27 protein-coding genes are annotated in these 22,165 nt (G+C 74.2%); 21 read left to right on the top strand and 6 right to left on the bottom strand.

What is annotated here, in order from left to right; genetic code table 11:
* The first annotated feature begins 39 nt into the window (after positions 1 to 39).
* From ACQZOG_RS25655 to ACQZOG_RS25695, 9 genes are all read left to right on the top strand, one after another.
* A complete protein-coding gene (locus ACQZOG_RS25655; protein ID WP_033273744.1) occupies positions 40 to 459 on the top strand; it encodes a gas vesicle structural protein GvpA in 420 nt (139 codons plus the stop codon).
* Positions 456 to 1,229: a GvpL/GvpF family gas vesicle protein gene (locus ACQZOG_RS25660; protein WP_033273743.1), complete on the top strand. Its 774-nt coding sequence runs from the start codon at positions 456 to 458 to the stop codon at positions 1,227 to 1,229. The genes ACQZOG_RS25655 and ACQZOG_RS25660 overlap by 4 nt, the downstream gene beginning before the upstream one ends.
* Positions 1,230 to 1,233: 4 nt before the next feature.
* Positions 1,234 to 1,500: a gas vesicle protein GvpG gene (locus tag ACQZOG_RS25665; RefSeq protein ID WP_033273742.1), complete on the top strand. Its 267-nt coding sequence runs from the start codon at positions 1,234 to 1,236 to the stop codon at positions 1,498 to 1,500.
* The gene (locus ACQZOG_RS25670) at positions 1,497 to 2,153 is read left to right on the top strand and encodes a hypothetical protein (protein WP_033273741.1); all 657 of its coding nucleotides are present in this window, start codon (positions 1,497 to 1,499) and stop codon (positions 2,151 to 2,153) included. Before ACQZOG_RS25665 ends, ACQZOG_RS25670 begins: the two co-directional genes overlap by 4 nt.
* Complete coding sequence (locus ACQZOG_RS25675; protein ID WP_387786403.1) at positions 2,153 to 3,454, top strand: SRPBCC family protein; 1,302 nt, start codon at positions 2,153 to 2,155, stop codon at positions 3,452 to 3,454. The genes ACQZOG_RS25670 and ACQZOG_RS25675 overlap by 1 nt, the downstream gene beginning before the upstream one ends.
* A complete protein-coding gene (locus tag ACQZOG_RS25680; RefSeq protein WP_033273739.1) occupies positions 3,451 to 3,786 on the top strand; it encodes a gas vesicle protein in 336 nt (111 codons plus the stop codon). Before ACQZOG_RS25675 ends, ACQZOG_RS25680 begins: the two co-directional genes overlap by 4 nt.
* Positions 3,783 to 4,610, top strand: coding sequence for a GvpL/GvpF family gas vesicle protein (locus ACQZOG_RS25685; RefSeq protein WP_193455762.1), 828 nt, complete (start codon positions 3,783 to 3,785; stop codon positions 4,608 to 4,610). Before ACQZOG_RS25680 ends, ACQZOG_RS25685 begins: the two co-directional genes overlap by 4 nt.
* On the top strand, positions 4,607 to 4,795 hold the full coding sequence (locus ACQZOG_RS25690) for a gas vesicle protein (RefSeq protein ID WP_033273737.1): 189 nt from the start codon (positions 4,607 to 4,609) through the stop codon (positions 4,793 to 4,795). Before ACQZOG_RS25685 ends, ACQZOG_RS25690 begins: the two co-directional genes overlap by 4 nt.
* Positions 4,796 to 4,965: 170 nt before the next feature.
* The gene (locus tag ACQZOG_RS25695; protein WP_026243351.1) at positions 4,966 to 5,223 is read left to right on the top strand and encodes a gas vesicle protein K; all 258 of its coding nucleotides are present in this window, start codon (positions 4,966 to 4,968) and stop codon (positions 5,221 to 5,223) included.
* Positions 5,224 to 5,266: 43 nt separating this feature from the next.
* On the opposite strand, the gene ACQZOG_RS25700 is transcribed toward ACQZOG_RS25695, so the two are convergent.
* Positions 5,267 to 6,088, bottom strand: coding sequence for a methyltransferase domain-containing protein (locus ACQZOG_RS25700; RefSeq protein WP_387786404.1), 822 nt, complete (start codon positions 6,086 to 6,088; stop codon positions 5,267 to 5,269).
* 170 nt (positions 6,089 to 6,258) lie between these two features.
* Here ACQZOG_RS25700 and ACQZOG_RS25705 point away from each other — a divergent pair, with 170 nt between their 5' ends.
* Complete coding sequence (locus ACQZOG_RS25705; RefSeq protein WP_033273735.1) at positions 6,259 to 7,878, top strand: ABC-F family ATP-binding cassette domain-containing protein; 1,620 nt, start codon at positions 6,259 to 6,261, stop codon at positions 7,876 to 7,878.
* 39 nt (positions 7,879 to 7,917) lie between these two features.
* On the top strand, positions 7,918 to 8,205 hold the full coding sequence (locus ACQZOG_RS25710; protein ID WP_033274131.1) for a DUF6158 family protein: 288 nt from the start codon (positions 7,918 to 7,920) through the stop codon (positions 8,203 to 8,205).
* Positions 8,206 to 8,259: 54 nt separating this feature from the next.
* Here ACQZOG_RS25710 and ACQZOG_RS25715 read toward each other — a convergent pair whose 3' ends face one another.
* From ACQZOG_RS25715 to ACQZOG_RS25725, 3 genes are all read right to left on the bottom strand, one after another.
* Positions 8,260 to 8,805 (bottom strand): type 1 glutamine amidotransferase domain-containing protein, encoded by a 546-nt coding sequence (locus ACQZOG_RS25715; RefSeq protein WP_033273734.1) that lies wholly within the window; start codon positions 8,803 to 8,805, stop codon positions 8,260 to 8,262.
* Positions 8,806 to 8,891: 86 nt separating this feature from the next.
* Positions 8,892 to 9,317, bottom strand: coding sequence for a CBS domain-containing protein (locus ACQZOG_RS25720; RefSeq protein ID WP_037642599.1), 426 nt, complete (start codon positions 9,315 to 9,317; stop codon positions 8,892 to 8,894).
* Positions 9,318 to 9,339: 22 nt separating this feature from the next.
* On the bottom strand, positions 9,340 to 9,732 hold the full coding sequence (locus ACQZOG_RS25725) for a DUF2795 domain-containing protein (protein WP_033273732.1): 393 nt from the start codon (positions 9,730 to 9,732) through the stop codon (positions 9,340 to 9,342).
* Between the two features lie 180 nt (positions 9,733 to 9,912).
* On the opposite strand from ACQZOG_RS25725, the gene ACQZOG_RS25730 reads away from it, so the two are divergent.
* The 5 genes from ACQZOG_RS25730 (at position 9,913) to ACQZOG_RS25750 (ending at position 14,450) form a co-directional block, all read left to right on the top strand.
* On the top strand, positions 9,913 to 10,053 hold the full coding sequence (locus ACQZOG_RS25730) for a hypothetical protein (RefSeq protein WP_167338187.1): 141 nt from the start codon (positions 9,913 to 9,915) through the stop codon (positions 10,051 to 10,053).
* 146 nt (positions 10,054 to 10,199) lie between these two features.
* Entirely contained in the window at positions 10,200 to 11,000 is an 801-nt protein-coding gene (locus tag ACQZOG_RS25735) for an RNA polymerase sigma factor SigF (RefSeq protein ID WP_033273731.1), read from the top strand.
* A 133-nt stretch (positions 11,001 to 11,133) separates the two neighbouring features.
* On the top strand, positions 11,134 to 12,015 hold the full coding sequence (locus ACQZOG_RS25740; protein ID WP_033273730.1) for a hypothetical protein: 882 nt from the start codon (positions 11,134 to 11,136) through the stop codon (positions 12,013 to 12,015).
* A 153-nt stretch (positions 12,016 to 12,168) separates the two neighbouring features.
* Positions 12,169 to 13,413 (top strand): aminotransferase class I/II-fold pyridoxal phosphate-dependent enzyme, encoded by a 1,245-nt coding sequence (locus ACQZOG_RS25745; protein WP_058917316.1) that lies wholly within the window; start codon positions 12,169 to 12,171, stop codon positions 13,411 to 13,413.
* Positions 13,410 to 14,450, top strand: coding sequence for an MBL fold metallo-hydrolase (locus ACQZOG_RS25750; RefSeq protein ID WP_058917317.1), 1,041 nt, complete (start codon positions 13,410 to 13,412; stop codon positions 14,448 to 14,450). The genes ACQZOG_RS25745 and ACQZOG_RS25750 overlap by 4 nt, the downstream gene beginning before the upstream one ends.
* A 15-nt stretch (positions 14,451 to 14,465) precedes the next feature.
* On the opposite strand, the gene ACQZOG_RS25755 is transcribed toward ACQZOG_RS25750, so the two are convergent.
* Both ACQZOG_RS25755 and ACQZOG_RS25760 read right to left on the bottom strand, forming a co-directional pair.
* Positions 14,466 to 15,098, bottom strand: a complete 633-nt coding sequence (locus ACQZOG_RS25755) for a DedA family protein (RefSeq protein WP_033274130.1) — start codon at positions 15,096 to 15,098, stop codon at positions 14,466 to 14,468.
* Between the two features lie 17 nt (positions 15,099 to 15,115).
* The gene (locus ACQZOG_RS25760; RefSeq protein ID WP_307794173.1) at positions 15,116 to 15,889 is read right to left on the bottom strand and encodes an MBL fold metallo-hydrolase; all 774 of its coding nucleotides are present in this window, start codon (positions 15,887 to 15,889) and stop codon (positions 15,116 to 15,118) included.
* Positions 15,890 to 15,983: 94 nt separating this feature from the next.
* Between ACQZOG_RS25760 and ACQZOG_RS25765 the strand changes: the two genes are divergently transcribed.
* The 5 genes from ACQZOG_RS25765 (at position 15,984) to ACQZOG_RS25785 (ending at position 22,091) form a co-directional block, all read left to right on the top strand.
* Complete coding sequence (locus ACQZOG_RS25765; RefSeq protein WP_203549786.1) at positions 15,984 to 16,385, top strand: hypothetical protein; 402 nt, start codon at positions 15,984 to 15,986, stop codon at positions 16,383 to 16,385.
* Between the two features lie 89 nt (positions 16,386 to 16,474).
* The gene (locus ACQZOG_RS25770) at positions 16,475 to 18,556 is read left to right on the top strand and encodes a phage holin family protein (protein ID WP_387786410.1); all 2,082 of its coding nucleotides are present in this window, start codon (positions 16,475 to 16,477) and stop codon (positions 18,554 to 18,556) included.
* 128 nt (positions 18,557 to 18,684) lie between these two features.
* Positions 18,685 to 19,746: an ATP-binding protein gene (locus ACQZOG_RS25775; RefSeq protein WP_193455768.1), complete on the top strand. Its 1,062-nt coding sequence runs from the start codon at positions 18,685 to 18,687 to the stop codon at positions 19,744 to 19,746.
* Positions 19,743 to 21,563, top strand: a complete 1,821-nt coding sequence (locus tag ACQZOG_RS25780) for a vWA domain-containing protein (RefSeq protein ID WP_387786412.1) — start codon at positions 19,743 to 19,745, stop codon at positions 21,561 to 21,563. The genes ACQZOG_RS25775 and ACQZOG_RS25780 overlap by 4 nt, the downstream gene beginning before the upstream one ends.
* A gap of 99 nt (positions 21,564 to 21,662) precedes the next feature.
* Positions 21,663 to 22,091, top strand: a complete 429-nt coding sequence (locus ACQZOG_RS25785; RefSeq protein WP_033273722.1) for an OsmC family protein — start codon at positions 21,663 to 21,665, stop codon at positions 22,089 to 22,091.
* Positions 22,092 to 22,165: the final 74 nt, after the last annotated feature.

A 22,165-nucleotide genomic window follows, 5' to 3' on the forward strand; every position in this document is an offset into this window, starting at 1 on the left:
TCCATCCCACATCCCCGACACCAAGGAGGAACGGCCGGCATGACAGTCGTACCGGCACAGCAGTCCGGCGGCGGAGGCGGCAGCAGCGGTCTCTACGACGTGCTTGAGCTTGTACTGGACAGGGGGCTCGTCATCGACGCATTCGTGCGCGTGTCCCTGGTCGGCATCGAGATCCTCAAGATCGACGTCCGTGTCGTCGTCGCGAGCGTCGACACCTACCTCCGCTTCGCGGAGGCGTGCAACCGGCTCGACCTCGAGTCCGGACCCAAGAAGAGCCCGGGCCTCCCCGAGATCGTCGGCGAGGTGACCGAGTCCGGCGCCCGCGGCAAGTCCAAGGGAGCCCTCTCCGGCGCCGCCGAGACCATCTCGGACGCCTTCAAGCAGGGGCGCGAGGGCGAGACCGAGTCGCGGCCCCGCGCCCGTAAGAGCACGTCGCGGCGCAAGGAGGAGCAGGAGTGAGCACGTACGTCTACGGCATCACGGCCGCCTCGCACCCCTCACTGCCCGAGGGCATGGGCGGCGTCGGCGACCCGGCGCGACCGCTGCGCGTGCTGACCCAGGGGGACCTGGCGGCCGTCGTCAGCGACGCCCCCGAGGGCCTGCGCCCCAAGCGGCGTGAGCTGCTCGCCCACCAGAACGTGCTCAGCGAGATCGGCGCGGGCGGCTGCGTCCTGCCCATGCGCTTCGGCAGCGTCGCCACCGACGACGACGCGGTCACGTCCGTCCTCGCCGAGCGCGCCGACCACTACCTGGAGCGGCTGCGCGCCCTCGACGGCCGCGTCGAGTACAACGTCAAGGCCAACCACGTGGAAGAGGCCGTCCTGCACCACGTGATGGCCCTCAACCCGGAGATCCGCGCCCTCGCGGAGTCCAACCGGCAGTCCGGCGGCGGCAGTTACGACGACAAGATCCGCCTCGGCGAGATGGTCGCCGAGGCCGTCAAGGCCCGGGAGGCCGAGGACGGCGCCGCGCTGGAGAACGCGCTGCGCGGCATCGCCGACGCCGAGAGCGTGGGCCCCGAGTCCACCGGCTGGCTCGCCAACGTCTCGTACCTGGTGGAGCGGGCGACGGCGGAGGAGTTCCTGGCCGCGGTGGAGCAGGCCCGCACGGACATGCCCCACCTGGAGATTCGACTGAACGGCCCGCTGCCGCCGTACAGCTTCGTCGAGCCCGGCCCCGCCGAGCCTGCGGGCACCACGGCCGCGGGGGCGGACACCGGAGCGGAGTGACGACATGGGCCTGATCTCGGAAGTGCTGCTGCTGCCGCTCGCCCCGGCGCGCGGCGGCGCCTGGGCGATCCGGCAGGTCCTTCAGGAAGCGGAACGCATCTATTACGACCCCGCGACCATCCGCGCCGAGCTGGCACGGCTGGAGGAGCTGCTGGAGGCAGGGGAGATCACCGAGGAGGAGTTCGACGAACAGGAGGACGCACTCCTGGACCGGTTGGAGATAGCGACGCGCACGGGCGCGGGTCAAGGGGACGGGACGGCACAACGATGAATCGAACGGGAATGGGCCTCGCCATCGGGGCCGGATATCTCCTCGGACGGACCAAGAAGCTGAAGATGGCGCTGGCCGTCGGCGGACTGGTCGCGGGCAAGAAGCTCAACCTGAGCCCGCGGGCCGTGGCCGACCTGGTGTCGCAGCAGCTTCGTGACAACCCGCAGTTCAAGGAGCTGGGCGACCAGCTCCGCGGTGATCTGCGGGGCGTCGGCAAGGCCGCCTCCGGCGCACTGGTCGAACGGCAGATCAGCTCGCTCGCCGACCGGCTGCACGGCCGCACCGCGGAGGTGCGCGGCCGGCTGGACGGCGGCGGTGAGGACCGGGACGGGACGGACGAGTCCGCCGGCGAGGAGCCGTACGACGAGGAGACGGACGACCGCGGGCAGGACGACCGCGAGCCGGACGACAGCGGTGAGGACCGGGACGACGACGGCGGGCGCGGGAGCGGGCCGGAGGCCGGCCGGACGGCGAAGAAGGCCGCCAAGAAGGCCCCGGCCAAGAAGGGCCCCGCCGCGAAGAAGGCCGCACCGGCCAAGCGCGCCGCCGGCGGCCCGGCGAAGAAGGCGGCCGCCAAGAAGACGGCCGCGAAGAAGACCGCGTCCGCCTCGCGCGGCGCCCGCTCCCGTTCCTCGAAGGGAGGCGGTGAGTGATGACCGAGACCGTCGGGCGGGCCACGTCCGCCGCACGCGACGGCGCGGACGGCGCCAAGAACCCGCTGTCCGACCTCGCCCACAGCGAGGCCGCCGACCGGCTCAAGGCCGAGCTGCAGGACTACCTCGCCGCCCAGGCCACCCGGCTGCTGACCGGCGTCGGCCAGAAGCTGGGCGAGACCACGGGCAAGCTCAACGACATCGCCGAGGGCAACAGTCCCGGCTTCGCCAAGCTCGCCGCCGACGGCGGCAAGAAGCTCGCCGAGGGCAAGGGCCCGCTGCGCACCGCCGTGGAGCTCGGCGCCACGCGCGCCAAGGACAACGTCAAGGGCGCCCTGAAGAACCTCGGCGGCGGTGGCGGCAAGCGCAAGAAGTCCTCGGGCAACAAGCCGACCGTCATCATGGAGTACATCGACGTCGGTGTGCCGCTGCGCACGGCGTACGACCAGTGGACGCAGTACCAGGACTTCAGCACCTTCGCCAAGGGCGTGAAGAGCGCCAACAAGTCCGACGACACCACATCGGACTGGCAGGCGAAGATCTGGTGGTCCAACCGCAGCTGGAAGGCCACGACCAACGAGCAGGTGCCCGACGACCGCATCGCGTGGTCGACGGAGGGCGCCAAGGGCACGATGAAGGGCGTCGTCTCCTTCCATAAGATCGCCGAGAACCTGACCAGGGTCCTGATGGTGATCGAGTACTACCCCTCGGGCTTCTTCGAGAAGACCGGCAACATCTGGCGCGCCCAGGGCCGCCGTGCCCGGCTCGACCTGAAGAACTTCGCCCGCTTCATCACGATCAAGGGCGAGGCCGAGGACAGCTGGCGCGGCGAGATCCGCGAGGGCGAGGTCGTCAAGAGCCACGAGGACGCCGTGGCCGAGGAGGAGGAGCAGGAGCAGCAGGGCGGCCCCGAGGAGGAGAACGGGGACGCCGAGGCCGAGGGCCCGGAGGGCTCCGAGGACGAAGGCTCCGAGGACGAGGAGTACGACGAGGAAGCCCCCGAGGCAGAGACCGACGAGGGCCCCGAGGACGCGTACGACGAGGACGAGGAGTACGAGGACGAGGACGGTGCCGGTCCTGAGGACGCGTACGAGGACGAGGCCGGCGGCGCCGAGCCCGACGACCCGTACGAGGACGAGGACGAGGACGAGGAAGCCGCCGACGACGAGGACGACGACGAGGAGTACGAGGAGGGCGTCCCTCCGGAGGAGGAGTACGAGGACGACGACGAGGAATACGAGGACGACGAGCCGGCCGACGAGGCCGCTCCTGAGGAGACCGAGGGCCGGAGCCGCCGATGACCACCCCCAGCCGACTCCCTGATCCGTACGGCCAGGGCAGCAGCGCCAACCTCGCCGACATCCTGGAAAGGGTGCTGGACAAGGGTGTGGTGATCGCGGGTGACATCAAGATCAACCTGCTGGACATCGAGCTGCTCACCATCAAGCTGCGCCTCGTCGTCGCCTCCGTGGACAAGGCCAAGGAGATGGGGATCGACTGGTGGGAGTCCGACCCGGCGCTGTCCTCACGCGCCCGGCGTGACGAACTGGCCCGCGAGAACGCCGAGTTGCGCGAGCGTCTGGCCCGGCTCGAGGAGCTGGAGCCGCGCCGCGCCGAGGAGGAGACCCCGTGACGGGACTGCGCTACGTCTACGCGGTCTGCCGCCCCTTCGGCACACCGCTCCAGGCCCAGCTGACGGGGGTGGGCGGCGACCCGCCGCGGCTGGTTCCGCACCGGGACCTGGTGGCCGTGGTCAGTCATGTGCCCGAGGCGGACTTCGCGGAGGAGTCGCTGCGGGCGCATCTGGAGGACCTGGACTGGCTGACCGCGGTCGCGCGGGCCCACCAGGGGGTGATCGACGCGCTCACCACCGTCACCACCCCGCTGCCGCTGCGGCTCGGCACCGTGTTCCGCGACGACAGCGGCGTGCGGTCGATGATCGAGGCGCGCGAGGAGAACTTCCTGCGCCGGCTGGACCGGCTGGAGGGCCGGGTCGAGTGGGGCGTCAAGGTGTTCCTTGAGTCCGCGCCGGAACGGGCTCCCGAGCAGCCGGCGCCGCAGCCCGCGGCGATGTCCGGACGGGACTACCTGCGCCGGCGCAGGGAGCAGACGCGGTCGCGGGAGGACCAGTGGCAGCGGGCCGAGACCTTCGCGACCCGGCTGCACCGGACCCTCGCCGGTTTCGCCGAGGACTCCCGGCTGCACGCGCCGCAGAACCCCACCCTGTCCGGCCACCGCGGCCGCAACGTGCTCAACGCCGCCTATCTGGTGCCTCGCGGACAGTCGGAGACGTTCGTGGAGCAGGTGGAGCGGACGAAGGACGACTCCCCGGAGCTGCGGGTCGAGCTCACCGGGCCCTGGGCCGCCTACTCGTTCGCGGGCGAGGAGGAGGCCGGCGAGAAGACCGCGGGCGGGGAGCCCGCCGGTGGGCGGACCGCCGAGGAGGGGATCGCGTGACCGTCGTCGAACGGCGTGAGATCGCCCTGGTGGACCTGCTCGACCGGCTGCTGGCCGGCGGTGTGGTGATCACGGGCGACCTGACCCTGCGCATCGCCGATGTCGACCTGGTCCGCATCGACCTCAACGCGCTGATCAGCTCCGTGAACCGCAACGTTCCCTCGCCCTTCGAGGAGTCCCCGTGACCGACGACCCGCGGCACCGCGCGCCCGACGCGCCGGAACCCGTCACGGTGACCGACGCCGACCTCTTCGAGGGCCGGTCGCCGCTGGACCCCGAGGCGTCCTTCGACGCCCGCCCGGAGGCCGCCGTCCGCCCCGCCGAGCCGCGCCCCAAGCCCCGCAGGCGCCTCGACCTGGAGCCGGACACGGTCGAGCGCGACCTGGTGAAGCTGGTGCTGACCGTCGTGGAACTGCTCCGCCAGCTCATGGAGCGCCAGGCGGTGCGCCGCTTCGACGAGGGCGACCTCACGGAGGAGCAGGAGGAGCGGGTCGGGCTGACGCTCATGCTGCTGGAGGACCGCATGGCCGAGCTGCGCAACCGCTACGGGCTGCGCCCCGAGGACCTCAACCTCGACCTCGGCCCGCTCGGGCCGCTGCTGCCCCGGGACTGAGATCCCGGGGCGCCGGCCCCTCCCGCCGCCGGCCGGTCGTCCGTCAGGCGTCCTTACGGCAGAGAATCTCACCGTGCAGCACGGCGAACCAGCCGTCCTCCCGGGCGCCCCACTCCCGCCACCCGGCGGCCAGGGCCTCCAGTCCGGCGCGGGTGGCGTGCCCGCCGGCCACGGCTCGCTCCGCGTACGCCGACGCCACCGTGCGGTCCGCCCACAGCCCGCTCCACCAGGCGCGTTCCTCCGCCGTGGAGTAGGTCCAGGTGCCCGTCGTCGCCGTGACGTCGGTGAACCCCGCCTCGAGGGCCCACGCCTTCAGCCGCCGTCCCGCGTCCGGCTCACCGCCGTTGGACCGCGCCACGCGCCGGTACAGGTCCAGCCAGTCGTCGAGGCCCGCCGACTCCGGATACCAGGTCATCGCCGCGTAGTCCGCGTCCCGGACGGCGACGTACCCGCCCGGCCCCGTCACCCGCCGCATCTCGCGCAGCGCGGCCACCGGGTCGCCCACGTGCTGGAGCACCTGATGGGCGTGGACCACGCAGAAGGTGTCGTCGGGGAAGTCCAGCGCGTGCACGTCCCCCGTCACGAAGTCCGCGTTCGTCAGACCCCGCTCCCCGGCCACCTCGCGCGCCCGCTCCAGGATGCCCGGCTCCCGGTCGAGACCGGTGACGTGTCCGCCGGGCACCAGGGCGGCCAGGTCGGCGGTGACGGTGCCGGGACCGCAGCCGACGTCCAGGATCCGCATGTGGGGCTTCAGCGCCCCGAGGAGGTACGCGGCCGAGTTCTCCGCGGTGCGCCAGGTGTGCGACCGCAGCACCGACTCGTGGTGCCCGTGCGTGTAGACGGCGGTCTCCCGTGCGTGCGGCATGGCGGGGCCACCCCTTTCAACTCGTCGTGAGGGCAGCCAGGTTACGCGCGACGGCCGCATGATGAGATACACGTCTCGCATACCGGGATCGCTCCTGCCGGCCGCCGCGCCGGACGGGAGCCGGAAAACCCGTTTGCCAGGCGTTCCCGGCGCCCCGCAGAATCGCGCCCATGGGACATCTGGAAGCCGCGCATCTCGAGTACCACCTCCCCGACGGGAGGACACTCCTGGGAGACGTGTCGTTCCGGGTGGGGGAGGGCGCCGTCATGGCACTCGTGGGACCCAACGGCGCGGGCAAGACGACCCTCCTGCGCATCCTCTCCGGTGAGCTCGCCCCGCACGGCGGCAGCGTCGCCGTCACCGGCGGCCTCGGCGTGATGCGCCAGTTCGTCGGCTCCGTACGGGACGACACCACCGTGCGCGACCTGCTGGTGTCCGTGGCGCCGCCCCGTGTCCGCGAGGCCGCCCGCGCGGTGGACGCCGCCGAGCACGCCATCATGACCGTCGACGACGAGGCCGCCCAGATGCGCTACGCGCAGGCCCTCTCCGACTGGGCCGAGGCCCAGGGCTACGAGGCCGAGACGCTGTGGGACATCTGCACCACGGCCGCGATGGGCGTCCCCTACGAGAAGGCCCAGTGGCGGCAGGTGAGCACCCTCTCGGGCGGCGAGCAGAAGCGGCTGGTGCTGGAGGCGCTGCTGCGCGGCCCCGACGAGGTGCTGCTGCTCGACGAGCCCGACAACTACCTGGACGTGCCCGGCAAACGCTGGCTGGAGGAGCGCCTCGCGGAGACCCGCAAGACGGTCCTGTTCGTCTCCCACGACCGGGAACTCCTCGCCCGCGCCGCCGAGAAGATCGTCTCGCTCGAACCCGGCCCGGCGGGCGCCGACGCCTGGGTGCACGGCGGCGGCTTCCGCACCTTCCACGAGGCCCGGCGCGAGCGCTTCGCCCGCTTCGAGGAGCTGCGCCGCCGCTGGGACGAGAAGCACGCCCAGCTGAAGAAACTGGTGCTGACCCTGCGGCAGGCCGCCGAGAACAGCCCCGACATGGCGTCCCGCTACCGCGCCGCCCAGACCAGGCTGCGCAAGTTCGAGGAGGCCGGACCCCCGCCCGAGCCGCCCCGCGAGCAGGACATCCGCATGCGCCTCAAGGGCGGTCGCACCGGCGTCCGCGCCGTCACCTGCGAGCGGCTCGAGCTGACCGGCCTGATGAAGCCGTTCGACCTGGAGGTGTTCTACGGCGAGCGCGTCGCGGTGCTCGGCTCCAACGGCTCCGGGAAGTCGCACTTCCTGCGGCTCCTCGCCGGCGACGACGTCGCGCACACCGGCGCCTGGCGGCTCGGCGCGCGCGTGGTGCCCGGACACTTCGCACAGACCCACGCCCACCCCGAGCTGATCGGCCGCACCCTGCTCGACATCCTGTGGACCGAGCACGCCCAGGACCGGGGCGCCGCCATGTCCCGGCTGCGCCGCTACGAGCTGACCCAGCAGGCGGAGCGCACCTTCGACCGGCTCTCCGGCGGGCAGCAGGCCCGCTTCCAGATCCTGCTGCTCGAGCTCCAGGGCGTCACGGCCCTGCTGCTCGACGAGCCCACCGACAACCTGGACCTGGAATCGGCGGAGGCCCTCCAGGAGGGTCTCGAGAGCTTCGAGGGCACCGTCCTCGCCGTCACGCACGACCGCTGGTTCGCCCGCTCCTTCGACCGGTTCCTGGTCTTCGGCAGCGACGGCCGTGTCCGCGAGACGGCGGAGCCGGTCTGGGACGAGCGCCGGGTGGAACGCGCCCGCTGACGCGGGGTGGCCCGGGCGCCGCGCGGGTACCCGGGACGCATGAACGCACATGACGAGCGGGGCACCACGATGACCGGAGTCGACCCGAACCGCCTGGACGACCAGCAGCTCATGAAGGAGCTGGAGACCATCCACCGCACGCGCCACGACACGCTGCTGTACGGGTCCAACGACGCGCTGCGGGCCCACAACGAGCGCATGGCGCAGCTGGAGGGCGAGTACCTGCGGCGCAACCCGCGCCGCCCCGTCGCGCCCGGCCGCACCCGCGAGGGCGCCCGGGAACGGACCGCCTCGGACTCCGCGACGCCGGCCGCCCCGGGCACGTGAACGACGGAAGGGAGCCCCGCCCGAGCGGGACTCCCTTCCGTCACCTGCGCGCGGTCACGAGGCGCGCTCCGCCGCGAACACCTCCAGGAAGGTCTCGCAGAACGCCTTGAGGTCGTCCGGCTTACGGCTGGTGACCAGCTTGTTCGAGCCGTGGTCGCAGACCTTGACCTGCTCGTCCACCCACGTGGCCCCCGCGTTGCGGAGGTCGGTCTGCAGGCTCGGCCAGCTGGTCAGGACCCGGCCGCGCACGACGTCCGCCTCGATCAGCGTCCACGGCGCGTGACAGATCGCGGCCACCGGCCGGCCCTGCTCGAAGAAGTCCCGGACGAACGCGACGGCCTTGTCGTCCGTCCGCAGGAAGTCCGGGTTGGCGACCCCGCCGGGCAGCACCAGCCCGTCGAAGGAGTCCGCCGACGTGTCGCCGACGACCTCCTGCACGGGGAAGGTGTCCGCCTTGTCGAGGTGGTTGAACCCCTGAATCTCCCCGGACTGCGTCGACACCAGCACGGGCTCGTGGCCCGCCTGCTCGGCCGCCTTCCAGGGCTCGGTCAGCTCCACCTGCTCGACGCCCTCGGGTGCGGTCAGAAATGCGATGCGCATGATGGCGCTACGTCCCTTCGTCGTTTCGTCGATCTGTCGTCTGCTTCGGTAGGTCGTCCGTGCCGGTCCGCCGTGCCCCTCCCGCGTCAGCCCGTGTCGTCGGGGTCCGCGCGGCTGATGCCGGCGAGGGCCGACTCCGGGTCCCGGGCCTCGGCCAGGTCGCCGAGGGTCACCAGACCGACGGGCAGCCCGCCCTCGACCACGGGGATCCGCCGTACCGCGTGCTCCCGCATCAGGGCGACGGCCGACGCCACCGGGGCGTCCGGGGCCAGCGTCAGCGGGTCCGGCGTGCACACCGACCCGACACTCACCGCGTACGGGTCGCGGCCCTCGGCCACCGCCCGCACGGTGATGTCCCGGTCGGTGACCACCCCCACGACGTGCTGTCCGTCCGCCACCACCACGTCGCCGATGTTCTGGCCGCGCATCAGCCGCGCGGCCTCGACGACCGAGGCGTCCGGACGGACCGCGACCACGCCGGGGGTCATGACGTCCTTCACGAACTCGGCCATGGCCGGCGGGCCTCCCTTCCGGTCAAGCCGTCTCCGTCTCCCGGACCCCGGTCAGCGCCCGGGCCAGCTCCTGCAGGCTGTGGTAGCGGTCCTTGCGGGGCAGCCGCTCCATCGCCTCCACGAGCGCGTCGGGGGCGTGCCGCCGGTCCAGGGCACGCATCAGTTCACGGGGGCCCGCGGGAAAGTCCCCGCGGCCCAGGCTCCGGGCCAGTTCCAGTCGCACCGTCTCCAGCGACGACGGGTCCCGGCCGGGCGTCACGGGCCCGCGCGCCACCTCGGGGTCGTCGTCGGCGAACGGCTCCGGGTCGTGCCACTCCTCGGTGCGGGTGGGATGTCCGGACCGCAGCAGGCCCTGCAGTTCGTGCTTCATCTCGTCGTCACGGTGGACGCTGAGCCGGTCACTGCCTCGCTGCATGTCTCCCTCCAGGTCGTTCGGGGGTGCGTGCCGCGTACCCGAGGAGCGCGGGCCGACACCGGCTGACGCGCGGCGATCCGGGCGGATCCGGACGGCGTTCCCGTACCGCCGTGGTTTGACCCAGGCACCGCGGGAGACCCGGCCCGCACGCCCCCCACGCGGCTTCCGGAAGGACCGGCCATGGCGGTTCTCGCCCTGCTCGTCCCGTCCCTCATGCTCGGCGTGATCCTGATGCTGGGCCGCTACGAGGACTACGTCCTGCCGCCACGGGAGGCGGAACCGGAACCGGGCGACCGGTCCGTGGAAGGTTTGCGCGGCTGACACGGGGGAACGCGGACGGGAAGTGCTTCGGACAGGAGGCACGTCCGTGGCGGCGGTCCACCGCCCCCGGACGTCCCTGTTCCGGCGGGTGCGTCCGCCACGGTGACCGTCCGTCCCCGAGCACCTCCTAGGGAGTGCGACGCACCATGCCGAGCCGAACAGGCGCCAAGACGCATCCCCATCACGACGCACCCGACACCGCGGAGGCCTTCCGCAGGCTCGCCGCCCTGCCCGAAGGGCCCGAGCGGGACGCGCTCCGCGACGACCTCGTACGGGCCTGGCTCCCCATGGCCCACCGCCTCGCCGGACGGTTCCGCAGCCGCGGCGAGAGCTACGACGACCTGTGCCAGGTCGCCGCCCTGGGGCTGGTCAAGGCCGTCGACCGGTACGACCCGGACCTCGGCAACGCCTTCGAGAGCTACGCCGTGCCGACCGTCACCGGTGAGATCAAGCGGCACTTCCGCGACCACATGTGGACCCTGCACGTCCCGCGCCGCGTCCAGGAACTGCGCAACCGCGTCCGGCGCGCCTCCCAGGACCTCTCCCAGACCGTCCAGGGCCGCAGCCCCACCGTCGCCGAGATCGCCGAGTGCGCCGGACTGACCGAGGACGAGGTGCGCACCGGCCAGTCGGCGGCGGAGAGCTTCAGCGCGCTGTCCCTGGACGCCGAGATGCCCGGCAGCGGCGACGGCTGGTCCCTGGGCGACGCCCTGGGCGGCCCCGACCCGGCACTGGACACCGTGGTCGACCGGCAGGCGGTCAAGGACCGGCTGGCCGAGCTGCCCGAGCGCGAGCGGGCCATCCTCTACATGCGTTTCTTCGACGACATGACGCAGAACAGCATCGCGCAGGAGCTGGGCCTGTCCCAGATGCACGTCTCCCGGCTGATCAGCCGCAGCTGCGGCCGGGTCCGCGACCAGGTGATGGGCGACACCGACGACGAGTAGAGGGCTTCCTCACCCGCACGGGTGCGCCCGCTCCCGCGAATGGTGCCCGGCCGCGCGCGAGGCCGGGCCGCTCGGGCTGTGATGGCACCGGGGCGACCGCCGCGCCCCAGCCGTCGCCGAAGGAGCCCGCACCATGCGCCGCACCGCCCGTGCCCTGTCCGTCGCCGCCGTCGCCGGCACCGTCCTCGGCGCGCTCGCACCGGCCGCGTCCGCCCTGACGGCCCCCGCCGGCGTGAGCGCCTGGGCGTCCCCCTCCCCGTGCCCGTCCCCGACCGCGGGACACGGGTGGCAGGGGCACACCCCCCGCAGCGCGACGCCGACCCCGGCGGCACCGGGCGCGCACGAGGCCGAGGAGTACACGTCGGAGACCCTGGTGGAGGAGTTCACCGAGGCCGATCTCTACGGCGCCACGTCCCTCGACACCGCCGAGGGCCTCGCCCCCGAGGAACCGGCGGAGACCGACCCGCTCGCGCCCGAACTGGCGGAGGAACCGCCCGCCGGGCTCGACGAGCTGATCCCCGACGCGGGCGCCGAGGAGCGCGCCGGAGTCCCGGGCCCGCAGGGCACCCCCGGCACGGCGCAGGACCCCGGCACGACCGGCCCGTACGGAACGGACCCCGGCGCGGCCGGCCCCGCAGACCCCTACGCCGCCGACCCGTACGCCTCCGACCCCGGAACCATGGACCACAAGGCCCCGCCCCGCACGGCGCCCGAACCCGGGAGCGACCCCGGGGCGGGCGGCCCCGAGGCGGCCCCGCTCTGGACCGCCCCGCCCCAGCCCACGGCCTCGCCGACCGCCTCCCGCACCCCCACCCACAAGCCGACCCCCACCCACGGGCCGACGTCGACGCCCTGCCCCTCGCCGACCGCGCACCAGGGCGTCCAGGCGGGCGGCGGCGGGGCCTTCACCGACTCCGTCCCCGCCCAGGTCGCGGGCGGTCTGCTGATCGCCGGCGCGTTCGGCGCCGGCGCGCACCGGCTGGTCCGCCGCCGCACCGGCCGGACGCGCTTCTGACGCCCCCGCCGGGCGGCCGTGCCGGTGCGGCGGCGCACCCGATCCGGCACCGTGCTCATGACGGGCCGGTCTCGGGGTACTGACTTCGCCGAGGGCGGCACGGACGGACGCCGGGACACGGCGCCGGGCACTGGCAACTGCGCGGAGGTGGCGATGCGGACGCACCCGGAAGGCCACGGCCCCGTCCGCTTCGGGCCGCCGCTCCCCGAGGACGGGCTGCCGGTGCTGCCCGAACTGGCCGGGGTGCTGGCGGCGGCCGCCTCCCGCGGCGGACCCGAACCGGTCGGCGGGGGCCCCGCCCTGATCGACGCGGCCTGCGGCCACGGCGAGCGGCGCGGACTGCCCGCCGCCCCCGACCGCACGGTGCTCGGCCCCGGCGCGCCCGCCCTGCTCATCGCGCTGACCGCCGCCATCGACGGCGACGTCCTGGTGCCGAGGCCGTGCGCCTCCTGGTGGGCGCCGTACGCGCGACTGCTCGGCAGACCCGTCTTCCACGTCCCGACACCTCCCGAGAGCGGCGGCGTCCCCGACCCGTACGCGCTCCTGGAGACCGTGCGTCGGATGCGCGCCGAGGGCCGCGACCCGCGGCTGCTGGTGCTGTCCGTGGCCGACGACCCCACCGCGACGGTCGCCCCGCCCGAGCTGCTGCACGAAACCCTGGAGGCCGCGGCCGGGGAGGGGCTGCACCTGGTCAGCGACGAGACCTGGCGCGACACGCTGCACGACCCGCACGGCACGGTGCTGCTCAGCCCCGCCGAGATGCTGCCAGGCCGGGTCACCGTCGTCACCGACCTCGCCGGCTCCCTGCTCCCGCCCGGCTGGCCCGCCGCCGTCGCCCGCTTCCCGGCGGGCGAGGAGGGCGCCGCGCTGCACGCGCGCGTCCTCGACGTGCTCACCGCCCTCGACGCGCGCGTGGCGGCCCCCGTCGCCGCGGCCGCCGGATACGCGCTGTCCGAACCCGAGCCGGTCACCGCCCGCGTCGCCGCGTCCGTACGGACCCACGCGCGGGTGGCCGCCGCCGCGTACCGGGCCGTCGTCGCGGCGGGCGCCCTGGCCCGGCCTCCGCAGTGCGGACGGCACCTGTACGTGGACCTCACCCCGCTGGCGCCCGCGCTGGCCGCGCAGGGCGTCGGCGACGCCCAGGAGCTGGAGGACCTCCTCACCGGCCGGCTGGGCATGCCCGCGGCGGGCGGCCACCGGTTCGGCGACGACCTGGAGACACCGCGCGTACGGCTGTGCACCGCGCCCCTGCTGGGGGAGACGCCCGAGGAGCGCGCCGCGTGCCTGGACGCGGACGAACCGGCGGAACTGCCACAGGTGGGGCGTGCGTTGAACCATGTGACATCGGTCTTCGACGACCTCCGTGACGACGCTCGGCGATGGGAGTCCTCTCGATGACGCAGCGGCACGAGTCGACCAGAACGACGGCCACGGCACCGGACGCCGGCCCCGGCGACGGCCCCCACCCCCCGCTCGCCGAACCGCGCCCGCTCGCCGAGCGCCGCGTGTGGCCCCGCGCCTTCCACGACCGGCTGACCGCCCCGCTGCCCGGCCTCAAGGCCTTCGCGCGGTTCGCCCGGGAGGGCGCGGTGCGGCCCGGCCCCGAGGGCCTCGCCGACATCCCCCGCCTGCCGTACGCGCCGGGCCCCGTGCCCGACGTCGACGCCCGCACGCTCGCCGTGACCTGGGCGGGCCACGCCAGCTGGGTGGTGCGGATCGGCGGGCTCACCGTGCTCACCGACCCGGTGTGGTCCCGGCGCATCCTCGGCACGCCCGCGCGCGTCACGCCCGTCGGCGTGGCCTGGGAGGCGCTGCCCCGCGTGGACGCGGTCGTCATCAGCCACAACCACTACGACCATCTGGACGCCCCGACCCTGCGGCGGCTGCCGCGCGACACCCCGATGTTCGTGCCGGCCGGCCTGGGCCGCTGGTTCCACCGCCGCCGGTTCACCCGGGTCACCGAGCTGGACTGGTGGGAGGCGGCCGAACTGGACGGCGTGCGCTTCGACTTCGTGCCGTCCCACCACTGGTCCAAGCGCACTTTGACCGACACCTGCCGCTCGCTGTGGGGCGGCTGGGTGCTCACCGCGCGCGACGGCCACCGTGTGCACTTCGCCGGCGACACCGGATACGGCCACTGGTTCTCCCGCATCGGCCGCCGCTACCCGGGCATCGACCTGACCCTGATGCCCATCGGCGCGTACGACCCGCGCTGGTGGCTGGCCGACGTGCACTGCGACCCGGAGGAGGCGGTGCGCGCCGCCCGGGACCTGGGGGCGCGGCACATGGCGCCCATGCACTGGGGCACGTTCCTGCTGTCCGCGGAGCCGGTCCTGGAGCCGCTCACCCGGGTCCGCGCCGCCTGGGAGGCCGCGGGGCTGCCCCGGGACCGGCTGTGGGACCTGCCGGTCGGCGGGTCGCGGGTGCTCGCGTGACCCGGGTGACCGGCGTCAGCCGGCGGGTGTGCGGCGCATCCGCCGCCACAGGCTCGGCGCCACACTGATCAGCACGGTCAGCACGATCGCCGCGAGCACGCCCTCCCAGGGCTCGGGGAACAGCGAGCCGCCGAGGACGCCGATGAGCTGGTAGGTGGCCGCCCAGGCCAGGCAGGCCGGCAGGTTGCCGCGGACGAAGCGGCGAAGCGGCCACTTCGCGACCAGGCAGGCCAGCATCACCGGGAGCCGCCCGGCCGGGATCAGCCGGGACAGCACCAGCACCGCCACCCCGTGGTCGGTGAGCTTCTCCTGGGCCTGCTCCAGCCGCTCCTCGGGGGCCCGGTCCCGGATCGCCTCCAGCCAGCGCGATCCGTTCTTCGAGGTCATGCCGCGCCGTCCCAGCCAGTACAGCGCCACGTCACCCAGGAAGGCGGCCAGCGACGCCGTCACGAACACCAGCGCCATCGAGAACGGCGCCGTCTGGTGGAAGGCGACCACGGCCGCCGAACTGACCAGCGCGCCCGTCGGCACGATCGGTACCAGCGCCCCGATGAGCACGAGCAGGAACAGCGACGGGTAGCCGATGGCCTGCTGGGTGGACTCGGGCGCCACGGCCGCCGGGGGTATCAGACCGCCGGCCGCCAGCACGAGGGCGGCGGGGGATGTCACCGGGCGCCCCCCAGGCGCACGCTTCCGCCGTGGTCGAGCCGGTGCACCACCGCCTCCGGCGCGTGCCGTGCCGCCAGCCGCTCGAACTCGTGCCCCGGCGCGTGGAACTCGTGGGGGCGCACGGCGTCCATCCCGATCGGCCAGTACGTGCCGTAGTGCACCGGGACCGCGTCCGCCGCGCCGAGCAGCGCCAGCGCCTCGGCCGCGCGCCCCGCGTTCAGGTGCCCCTCACCCAGGTACGGCCCCCAGCCGCCCACCGGCAGCAGCGCCGTGTCGACCGGGCCGACCTCCTTGGCCATGTCCTCGAACAGGCCGGTGTCCCCGGCGAAGTAGGTGCGCGCCTCGCCCTCCACCACGTAGCCGAGGGCGGGCGCGTGACGGCGGCCGACGGGCAGCCGCCGGCCGTCGTGCAGCGCGGGCACCGCCCGCACCGCGAGGGCGCCGACGGACGTCACGTCGCCGGGCGCCATCTCCGTGACGTGGAGCGCGGTCAGCCTGCGCAGCCCCGGCACGGCGCGGAGCGCGCCGCGGGGCACGAGGAGCCGGGTGCCCGGGGCGAGCCGGGCCAGCGACGGCAGATGGAGATGGTCGGAGTGCAGGTGGGACACCAGCGCCACGTCCGCGCGCAGCGCCTCCGGCGGCGGCACCGCGCCGCGCCTGCGCCGCAGATGCGCCAGCCGGCGTGCGAACAGGGGATCGGTGAGGACGCGTGTGTGCGAGTCCTCCAGCGTGCAGGTGGCGTGCCCCCACCACGTGACCTCCACCGGCACCTCTTCGCCTCCTTCACGCGACTCCCCGAAGCCTACGCGCAGGAGTAGGGTCGGCGGCGAAAACCCGAGGTGGGCCCGAGGTGAGGGGGACGCCATGGCGCCGGTGCGGGTGACGACCATCGCGAGCCTGACGCCGCTGGAGGAGCTGGACGCCGATCCGTTCCTGGTGGACTCCCGCGGCCAGCACACGATGTGCGCGCGCTGGGCCGCCGAGCACGGGTACGTGGTGGCCCGCGAACTCCTGGTGCGCGGTCTGCGCCCCGACCACGCGCTGCTCTGGGACGGGGTGCGCCCCGGGGCCGACCTGTTCGTCGCGCCCAGCCGGAGGGTGCTGGAGCGGGCCCTGTCCTCCGTGGCGGAGTTCACCGCGGAGTGCGCGCGGCGCGGAGTGCGGGTGGAGACGGTGGGCCACGAGGAGCCGTCGTACGACGCGGCGATGAAGGCCCGGGTGCACCGCAGGCTGTCCATGCCCACCGCCGGCTACGACGGCCGCTGAGCGCATCGGGCGGCTGACCAGGGGGGGACGAAAAGGCTCTTCAGGACGTTGTGACAGGGTGGAGGCGGTCCAGAGACGGAACGTGAGGTGTGCGCGGCGTGGGTGACGGGCGATGGCGGAAGGTCGCCAGTCAGATCGGGCGGAGTGTCACCGTGTGGGCGGTCTCCACGCTCACGATGCTGGCGCTCGCGGGCATCCTGCCCGACTTCCGGCTGCGGTCGGCCGACGGCAGCAGCGCCACCGACATCGCGGTCACGGCCGCCCTCGGCGCGGGCGCCTTCGGTCTGCTGTCCGCCCTGGTCTGGCCGCTGCTGGTGCGGCTCCTGCTGCTCGTGCCGGCGCTCGTCCTCGGCGTGCTGGTGTTCTTCCTCAACGGCGCCCTGCTGTGGGTGGCGCTGCGCGTCAACCCCGTCGAGCGCGGTTCGGCGGCCCCCGAGACGGCGGTGGTGGTCGCCGCCGTGATGTCCGCCGTCGCGTCCGCGACCGGAGGCGCGCTCGCCGTCCGTGACGACGACGCCTACCGGCGGCGGCTGTACCGGCTGGCGGACCGAAGACGGCGCTCCGGCCCGCCCTGCCCGGCCACCCCCGGCACGGTCTTCGTCCAGCTCGACGGCGTCGGCCACGACGTGCTGCTGGCCGCCGTCGACAAGGGCCTGATGCCCACCGTCGCCCGCTGGCTCGGCACCGGCGGAGACCGCCCCACCCACCGTCTCACCCCCTGGCGCACCGACTGGTCCAGCCAGACCGGCGCCAGCCAGCTCGGCATCCTGCACGGCAGCAACTTCGACGTCCCCGCCTTCCGCTGGTACGAGAAGGCCCGCCGCGAGGTGATGGTCTGCAACCGGCCCACCAGCGCCGCCGAGCTCCAGGCCCGCGCCATCGAGCACTCCGGCCACGCGGGACTGCTCGCCAAGGACGGCGCCAGCCGGGGCAACCTCTTCGGAGGCGGCGCCGACGAGCAGGCCCTGGTGCTGTCCATCGCCGCCCGCCGCAGGGGCCCGGCCGCACGCTCCCGCGCCGGCTACTTCGCCTACTTCTCCGACCCGGCCAACGCCGTGCGCACCGCCCTGTCCTTCGGCGCCGAGGTGGGCCGGGAGATCGGCCAGTCCGTACGCGCCCGGATACGCGCCCAGCGCCCGCGCGTCTCCCGCGGCGGGCTGTACCCGCTGGTGCGCGCGTTCGCCACCGTCGTCGAGCGGGACGTCGTCACGGCCGCCGTGATGGGTGACGTGCTGGCCGGGCGCAGCGCCGTCTACGCCGACCTGGTCGCCTACGACGAGGTCGCCCACCACTCCGGGCCGGCGAGCCGCGACACCGAGCAGGTGCTGCGCCGCCTCGACCGCGCTCTCGCCCTCGTCGAGAACGTCGCCGAGCACGCGCCCCGCCCGTACCGGATCGTCGTGCTGTCCGACCACGGGCAGAGCCCCGGCGAGACCTTCCGCTCCCGCTACGGCCTCACCCTCGCCGACCTGGTGCGGGCCGGGTGCGGGCTGCCGGTGCCGCGCCGCGCCCGCCGCACCCACAGCGGCGCCGAGGCCCGCGCGGCGGTCCGCGCCGCGCTGCGCCGGCCCGTCGAGGAGGGCGCCGAGCACTACCGGCCCACCCGCGGTTCCGAGCCCGTCGTGCTCGCCTCCGGCAACCTGGGCCTGGTGTCCTTCCCGGACGTGCCGCACCGCATGACCAAGGAGGAGATCGACGCCCGGCACCCCGCGCTGCTGCCGACCCTCGCCAACCACCCCGGCATCGGCTTCCTGCTGGTCCGCAGCGAACGCCACGGCGGGGTCGTCCTCGGCGCGTACGGCGCGGAGATCCCGCTGGACGAGCTGGACGACAACCCGGGCCCGCTGGCCCCGTTCGGACCCGGCGCCGCCGACGTCGTGCGCCGCACCCACACCTTCCCGCACACCGCCGACATCATGGTCAACTCCTTCCACGACCCGGCGGACGGCGAGGTGCTCGCGTTCGAGGAGCAGATCGGCTCCCACGGCGGCCTCGGCGGCGCCCAGTCCCGGCCTTTCCTGCTCTCCCCGCTCGTCCTGTCCGCGCCGGTCCCCGAGGGCACGGAACTGACCGGCGCCGAACAGGTCCACCACGTCCTGCGCCGCTGGCTCGCCGAGGCCGACGAGTCCGACACCCGCCCCCTCCCGGACCACCGCGAGCGCGCGGCCTGAGCGCGGCAACAGGGGCGTCGCGGACGATATTCGCGTGACGGACACGCCCTCCGGTTGAGAACCTCGACCGCGAGTCGTCCACCCCCGTGCCGTCCGCGCCCGCCGAGGCGCGCAGAGGGAGCTTCCGCGTGCAGGCAGCCGTCACCGTCACCCCCGCCCGTGTCCCGGAGCTGCTGCTCGGTCTGGCGACCGTGCGGCCCGTGTTCCTCTGGGGCGCGCCCGGCATCGGGAAGTCCTCCCTGGTCAGGGAGTTCGCCGAGAGCCTCGGCCTGGAGTGCGTGAGCCTGCTGGGCACCCAGCTCGCCCCCGAGGACCTGATCGGCGTGCCGCAGATCCGGGACGGCCGCTCGGTGTTCTGCCCGCCCGCGTCGATCGCCCGCGACGAGCCGTACTGCCTGTTCCTCGACGAGCTGAACGCGGCCACCCCGGACGTGCAGAAGGCGTTCTACTCGCTGATCCTGGACCGCCGCATCGGCGACTACGAGCTGCCCAAGGGCTCCGTCGTCATCGGCGCCGGCAACCGCGCCACCGACAACGCGCTCGCCCGTCCGCTCGCCTCCGCGCTGGTCAACCGCCTCGCCCACGTCCACCTGGAGGCGTCCCCGAAGGACTGGCTGGTGTGGGCGGCGGACAACGGCATCCACCCGTGGATCACCGACCACCTCACCGACCGCCCCGGCCACCTGTGGTCCAAGCCGCCCAAGACCGAGGAGCCGTTCTCCACCCCCCGCTCCTGGCACATGCTCTCCGACGCGCTGCACTCCTTCGGCCGCGACCTCGACGAGGACACCCTGAAGGTCCTCGCCCACGGCACGCTCACCCCCGCGCACGCCTCCGCCTTCTGCGGCTACGTCAAGATCGTCCGCAGCCGTTTCGGCATCGACGCCGTGCTCAAGGGCGACGCCCGCTGGCCGCACCGCCCCGAGGACCGCGACCTGCTCTACTACCTCGCCGAGTCCTTCCGCGGCCGGCTGGTCAAGGAGCTGCCCGCGTCCAAGGAGCACATGTCCGCGGCCGGCCGGCAGATCGCGTACCGCGCCAAGTCGCTGCTGGTGCAGCTCGCGGAGATCTCCGTCGAGGTCGCGCAGACGGTCATCGCCCCGGACGCCGACGGCAACCCGGTGCTGCCGTCGTGGTTCCTCGTCGAGGCGGCCCGTGACATGCCCCGGCTGGTGGAGGCGCGCCGGTGAGCCGTCCCCGCGGCAAGGGCCCGCACACCCAGGGCGACAAGCAGCGCCGCAAGCGCGACCTCGCGGAGGAGGCGTTCACCGCGGGCCTGCGGATCATGAAGGCCAACCCCGCGCTGGCCGCCGTGGAGGCCGACGTGTGCCGCCGCGAGGACTGCGAACTGTCGCCCCGCGACGGTCTGGTGCGCGTCGACTCGGACGCCGTGCTGCACGTCCACCCCGACCGCACGGCCGACCCGGAGACCTGGGCGTGGGCCCTCGCGCACGCCGTCCTGCACCTCGGCTTCGGCCACGTCCCCGCCGCCTCGGGGCCCCGCACCCAGCCGGACGCGTGCGAGCTGGCCGCCCGCTGCGTCGTCGTCGACCGCTTCCTGCTCGGCTCGCCCGTCGGGCGGCCGCCCGAGGAGCTGCCCGCCGCCTACCCCGACGGCGACGAGGAGCGCCTCGCCGCCGCCTGGCGGCGCACCGGCGTCCCCGAGCCCTACCGGCGCTGCGGCACGGCGGGCGGCGAACCCGACCTGCACCTGACCGGCTGGGACGGCTGGTACGGGCAGCCGCCCGACCACCAGCTGGCGTTCGCCTCCGCCCTCACCCGCACCGTGGCCGCCGCGATGGACGTCGCGGGCGGCCGCCGGGACAGCCTGGACGGCGCTCCCGCCCCGCGTCGCCCCTGGCACAAGGCGCTGAGCTGGTTCGTCTCCTCCTACCCGCTGCTCGGCGGCATCGCCTCCGGCATGACCCTGGTCGCCGACGCCGAACTGGCCCGCGCCCACGGCATCTCCGTCGCCGCCGTCAACGCCGAGGCCGGCGAGATCTACGTCAACCCGCTGCGGGTCCTGGAGGACGAGGAGTGGCGGTTCGTGCTGGCGCACGAGATGCTGCACGCCGCCCTGCGCCACGGCGACCGCTGCGGCCCCCGCGACCCGTTCCTGTTCAACGTCGCCTGTGACTTCGTCGTCAACGGCTGGCTCGTCGAGATGGACATCGGCACGATGCCGGCGGGCCTGCTGTACGACAAGGACCTCGCCGGGCTGTCCGCCGAGGAGGTGTACGACCGCATCGCCGGCGAGCGCCGCTCCCGCCGCCTGGCCACCCCGCGCGGCAAGGGCCTCGGCGACGTCCTCGGCGCCCCGCTCGGCCCGCCCCGCGACTGCGTCGACCTCGACGGCTTCTACCGCCGGGGCCTCGCCCAGGGCCTGGACCTGCACGACCGCCAGGAGCGCGGGCTGCTCCCGGCCGGCCTGGTCGAGGAGATCCGCGCCCTCAGTCATCCTCCGCTGCCCTGGGACGCCCGGCTCGCCCGCTGGTTCGACGAGTTCGTGCCCCGCCCCGAGCCGCTGCGGTCGTTCGCCCGGCCCTCCCGGCGCCAGGCGTCCACCCCGGACATCCCGCGCGCGGGCCGCTGGTACCCGCCCGAGGAGGTCGCCCGCTGCACCTTCGGCGTCGTCCTCGACACCTCCGGCTCCATGAACCGGATCCTGCTCGGCAAGGCGCTCGGCGCCATCGCCTCCTACGCGGAGTCCCGCGACGTGCCGGCCGCGCGCGTGGTGTTCTGCGACGCGGCCCCGCACGACGCGGGGTACGTGCCGGTCACCGAGATCGCGGGGAGGGTGCGGGTGCGCGGCCGGGGCGGCACCGTGCTCCAGCCGGGCGTCGACCTGCTGGAGCGCGCCGACGACTTCCCGCGCGGCGCGCCGGTGCTGGTCATCACCGACGGCTGGTGCGACGTGCTGCGGGTGCGGCGCGAGCACGCCTACCTGATCCCCCAGGGCGCGACCCTGCCCTTCACCCCGAGGGGGCCCGTCTTCCGGGTGAGTTGAGCCGTGATGTGATCGGATGGGACAGGACGCCTGTACTCCGGGCGTCCGGACCGAGCACCGCCGGACACACGGCCGGACTTTTCTCGAAAGGATTGCGTCATGGCAACCACGCGCGCCGCACACACCGTCTGGGAAGGCAGCCTCTTCAAGGGCAGCGGGGTCGTCGCCTTCGACTCCTCGGGCGCCATCCCCGAGCAGCCGGTCACCTGGGCCTCGCGCGCCGAGGACGCGAACGGGAAGACCAGCCCCGAGGAGCTGATCGCCGCCGCGCACTCCAGCTGCTTCTCGATGGCCCTGTCCAACGGCCTCGACAAGGCGGGCACCCCGCCCACCCGGCTGACCACCAACGCCGAGGTCACCTTCGTGCCGGGCCAGGGCATCACCGGCATCCACCTCACGGTCGAGGGCACGGTCCCCGGCCTGGACGAGGCCGGCTTCGTCGCCGCCGCCGAGGACGCCAAGGTGAACTGCCCGGTCAGCCAGGCGCTCAAGGGCACCGAGATCACCCTGACGGCGAAGCTCGCCTGACCCGTCCGTCCCCGCAGGTCACCGCAGGCCGCCCCCGCCGCCGGGGCGGCCTGCGCCGCGTACGCCGACGGAAG

Source organism: Streptomyces sp. P13-3-3, assembly GCF_050571355.1.
Lineage (GTDB): Bacteria > Actinomycetota > Actinomycetes > Streptomycetales > Streptomycetaceae > Streptomyces > Streptomyces althioticus.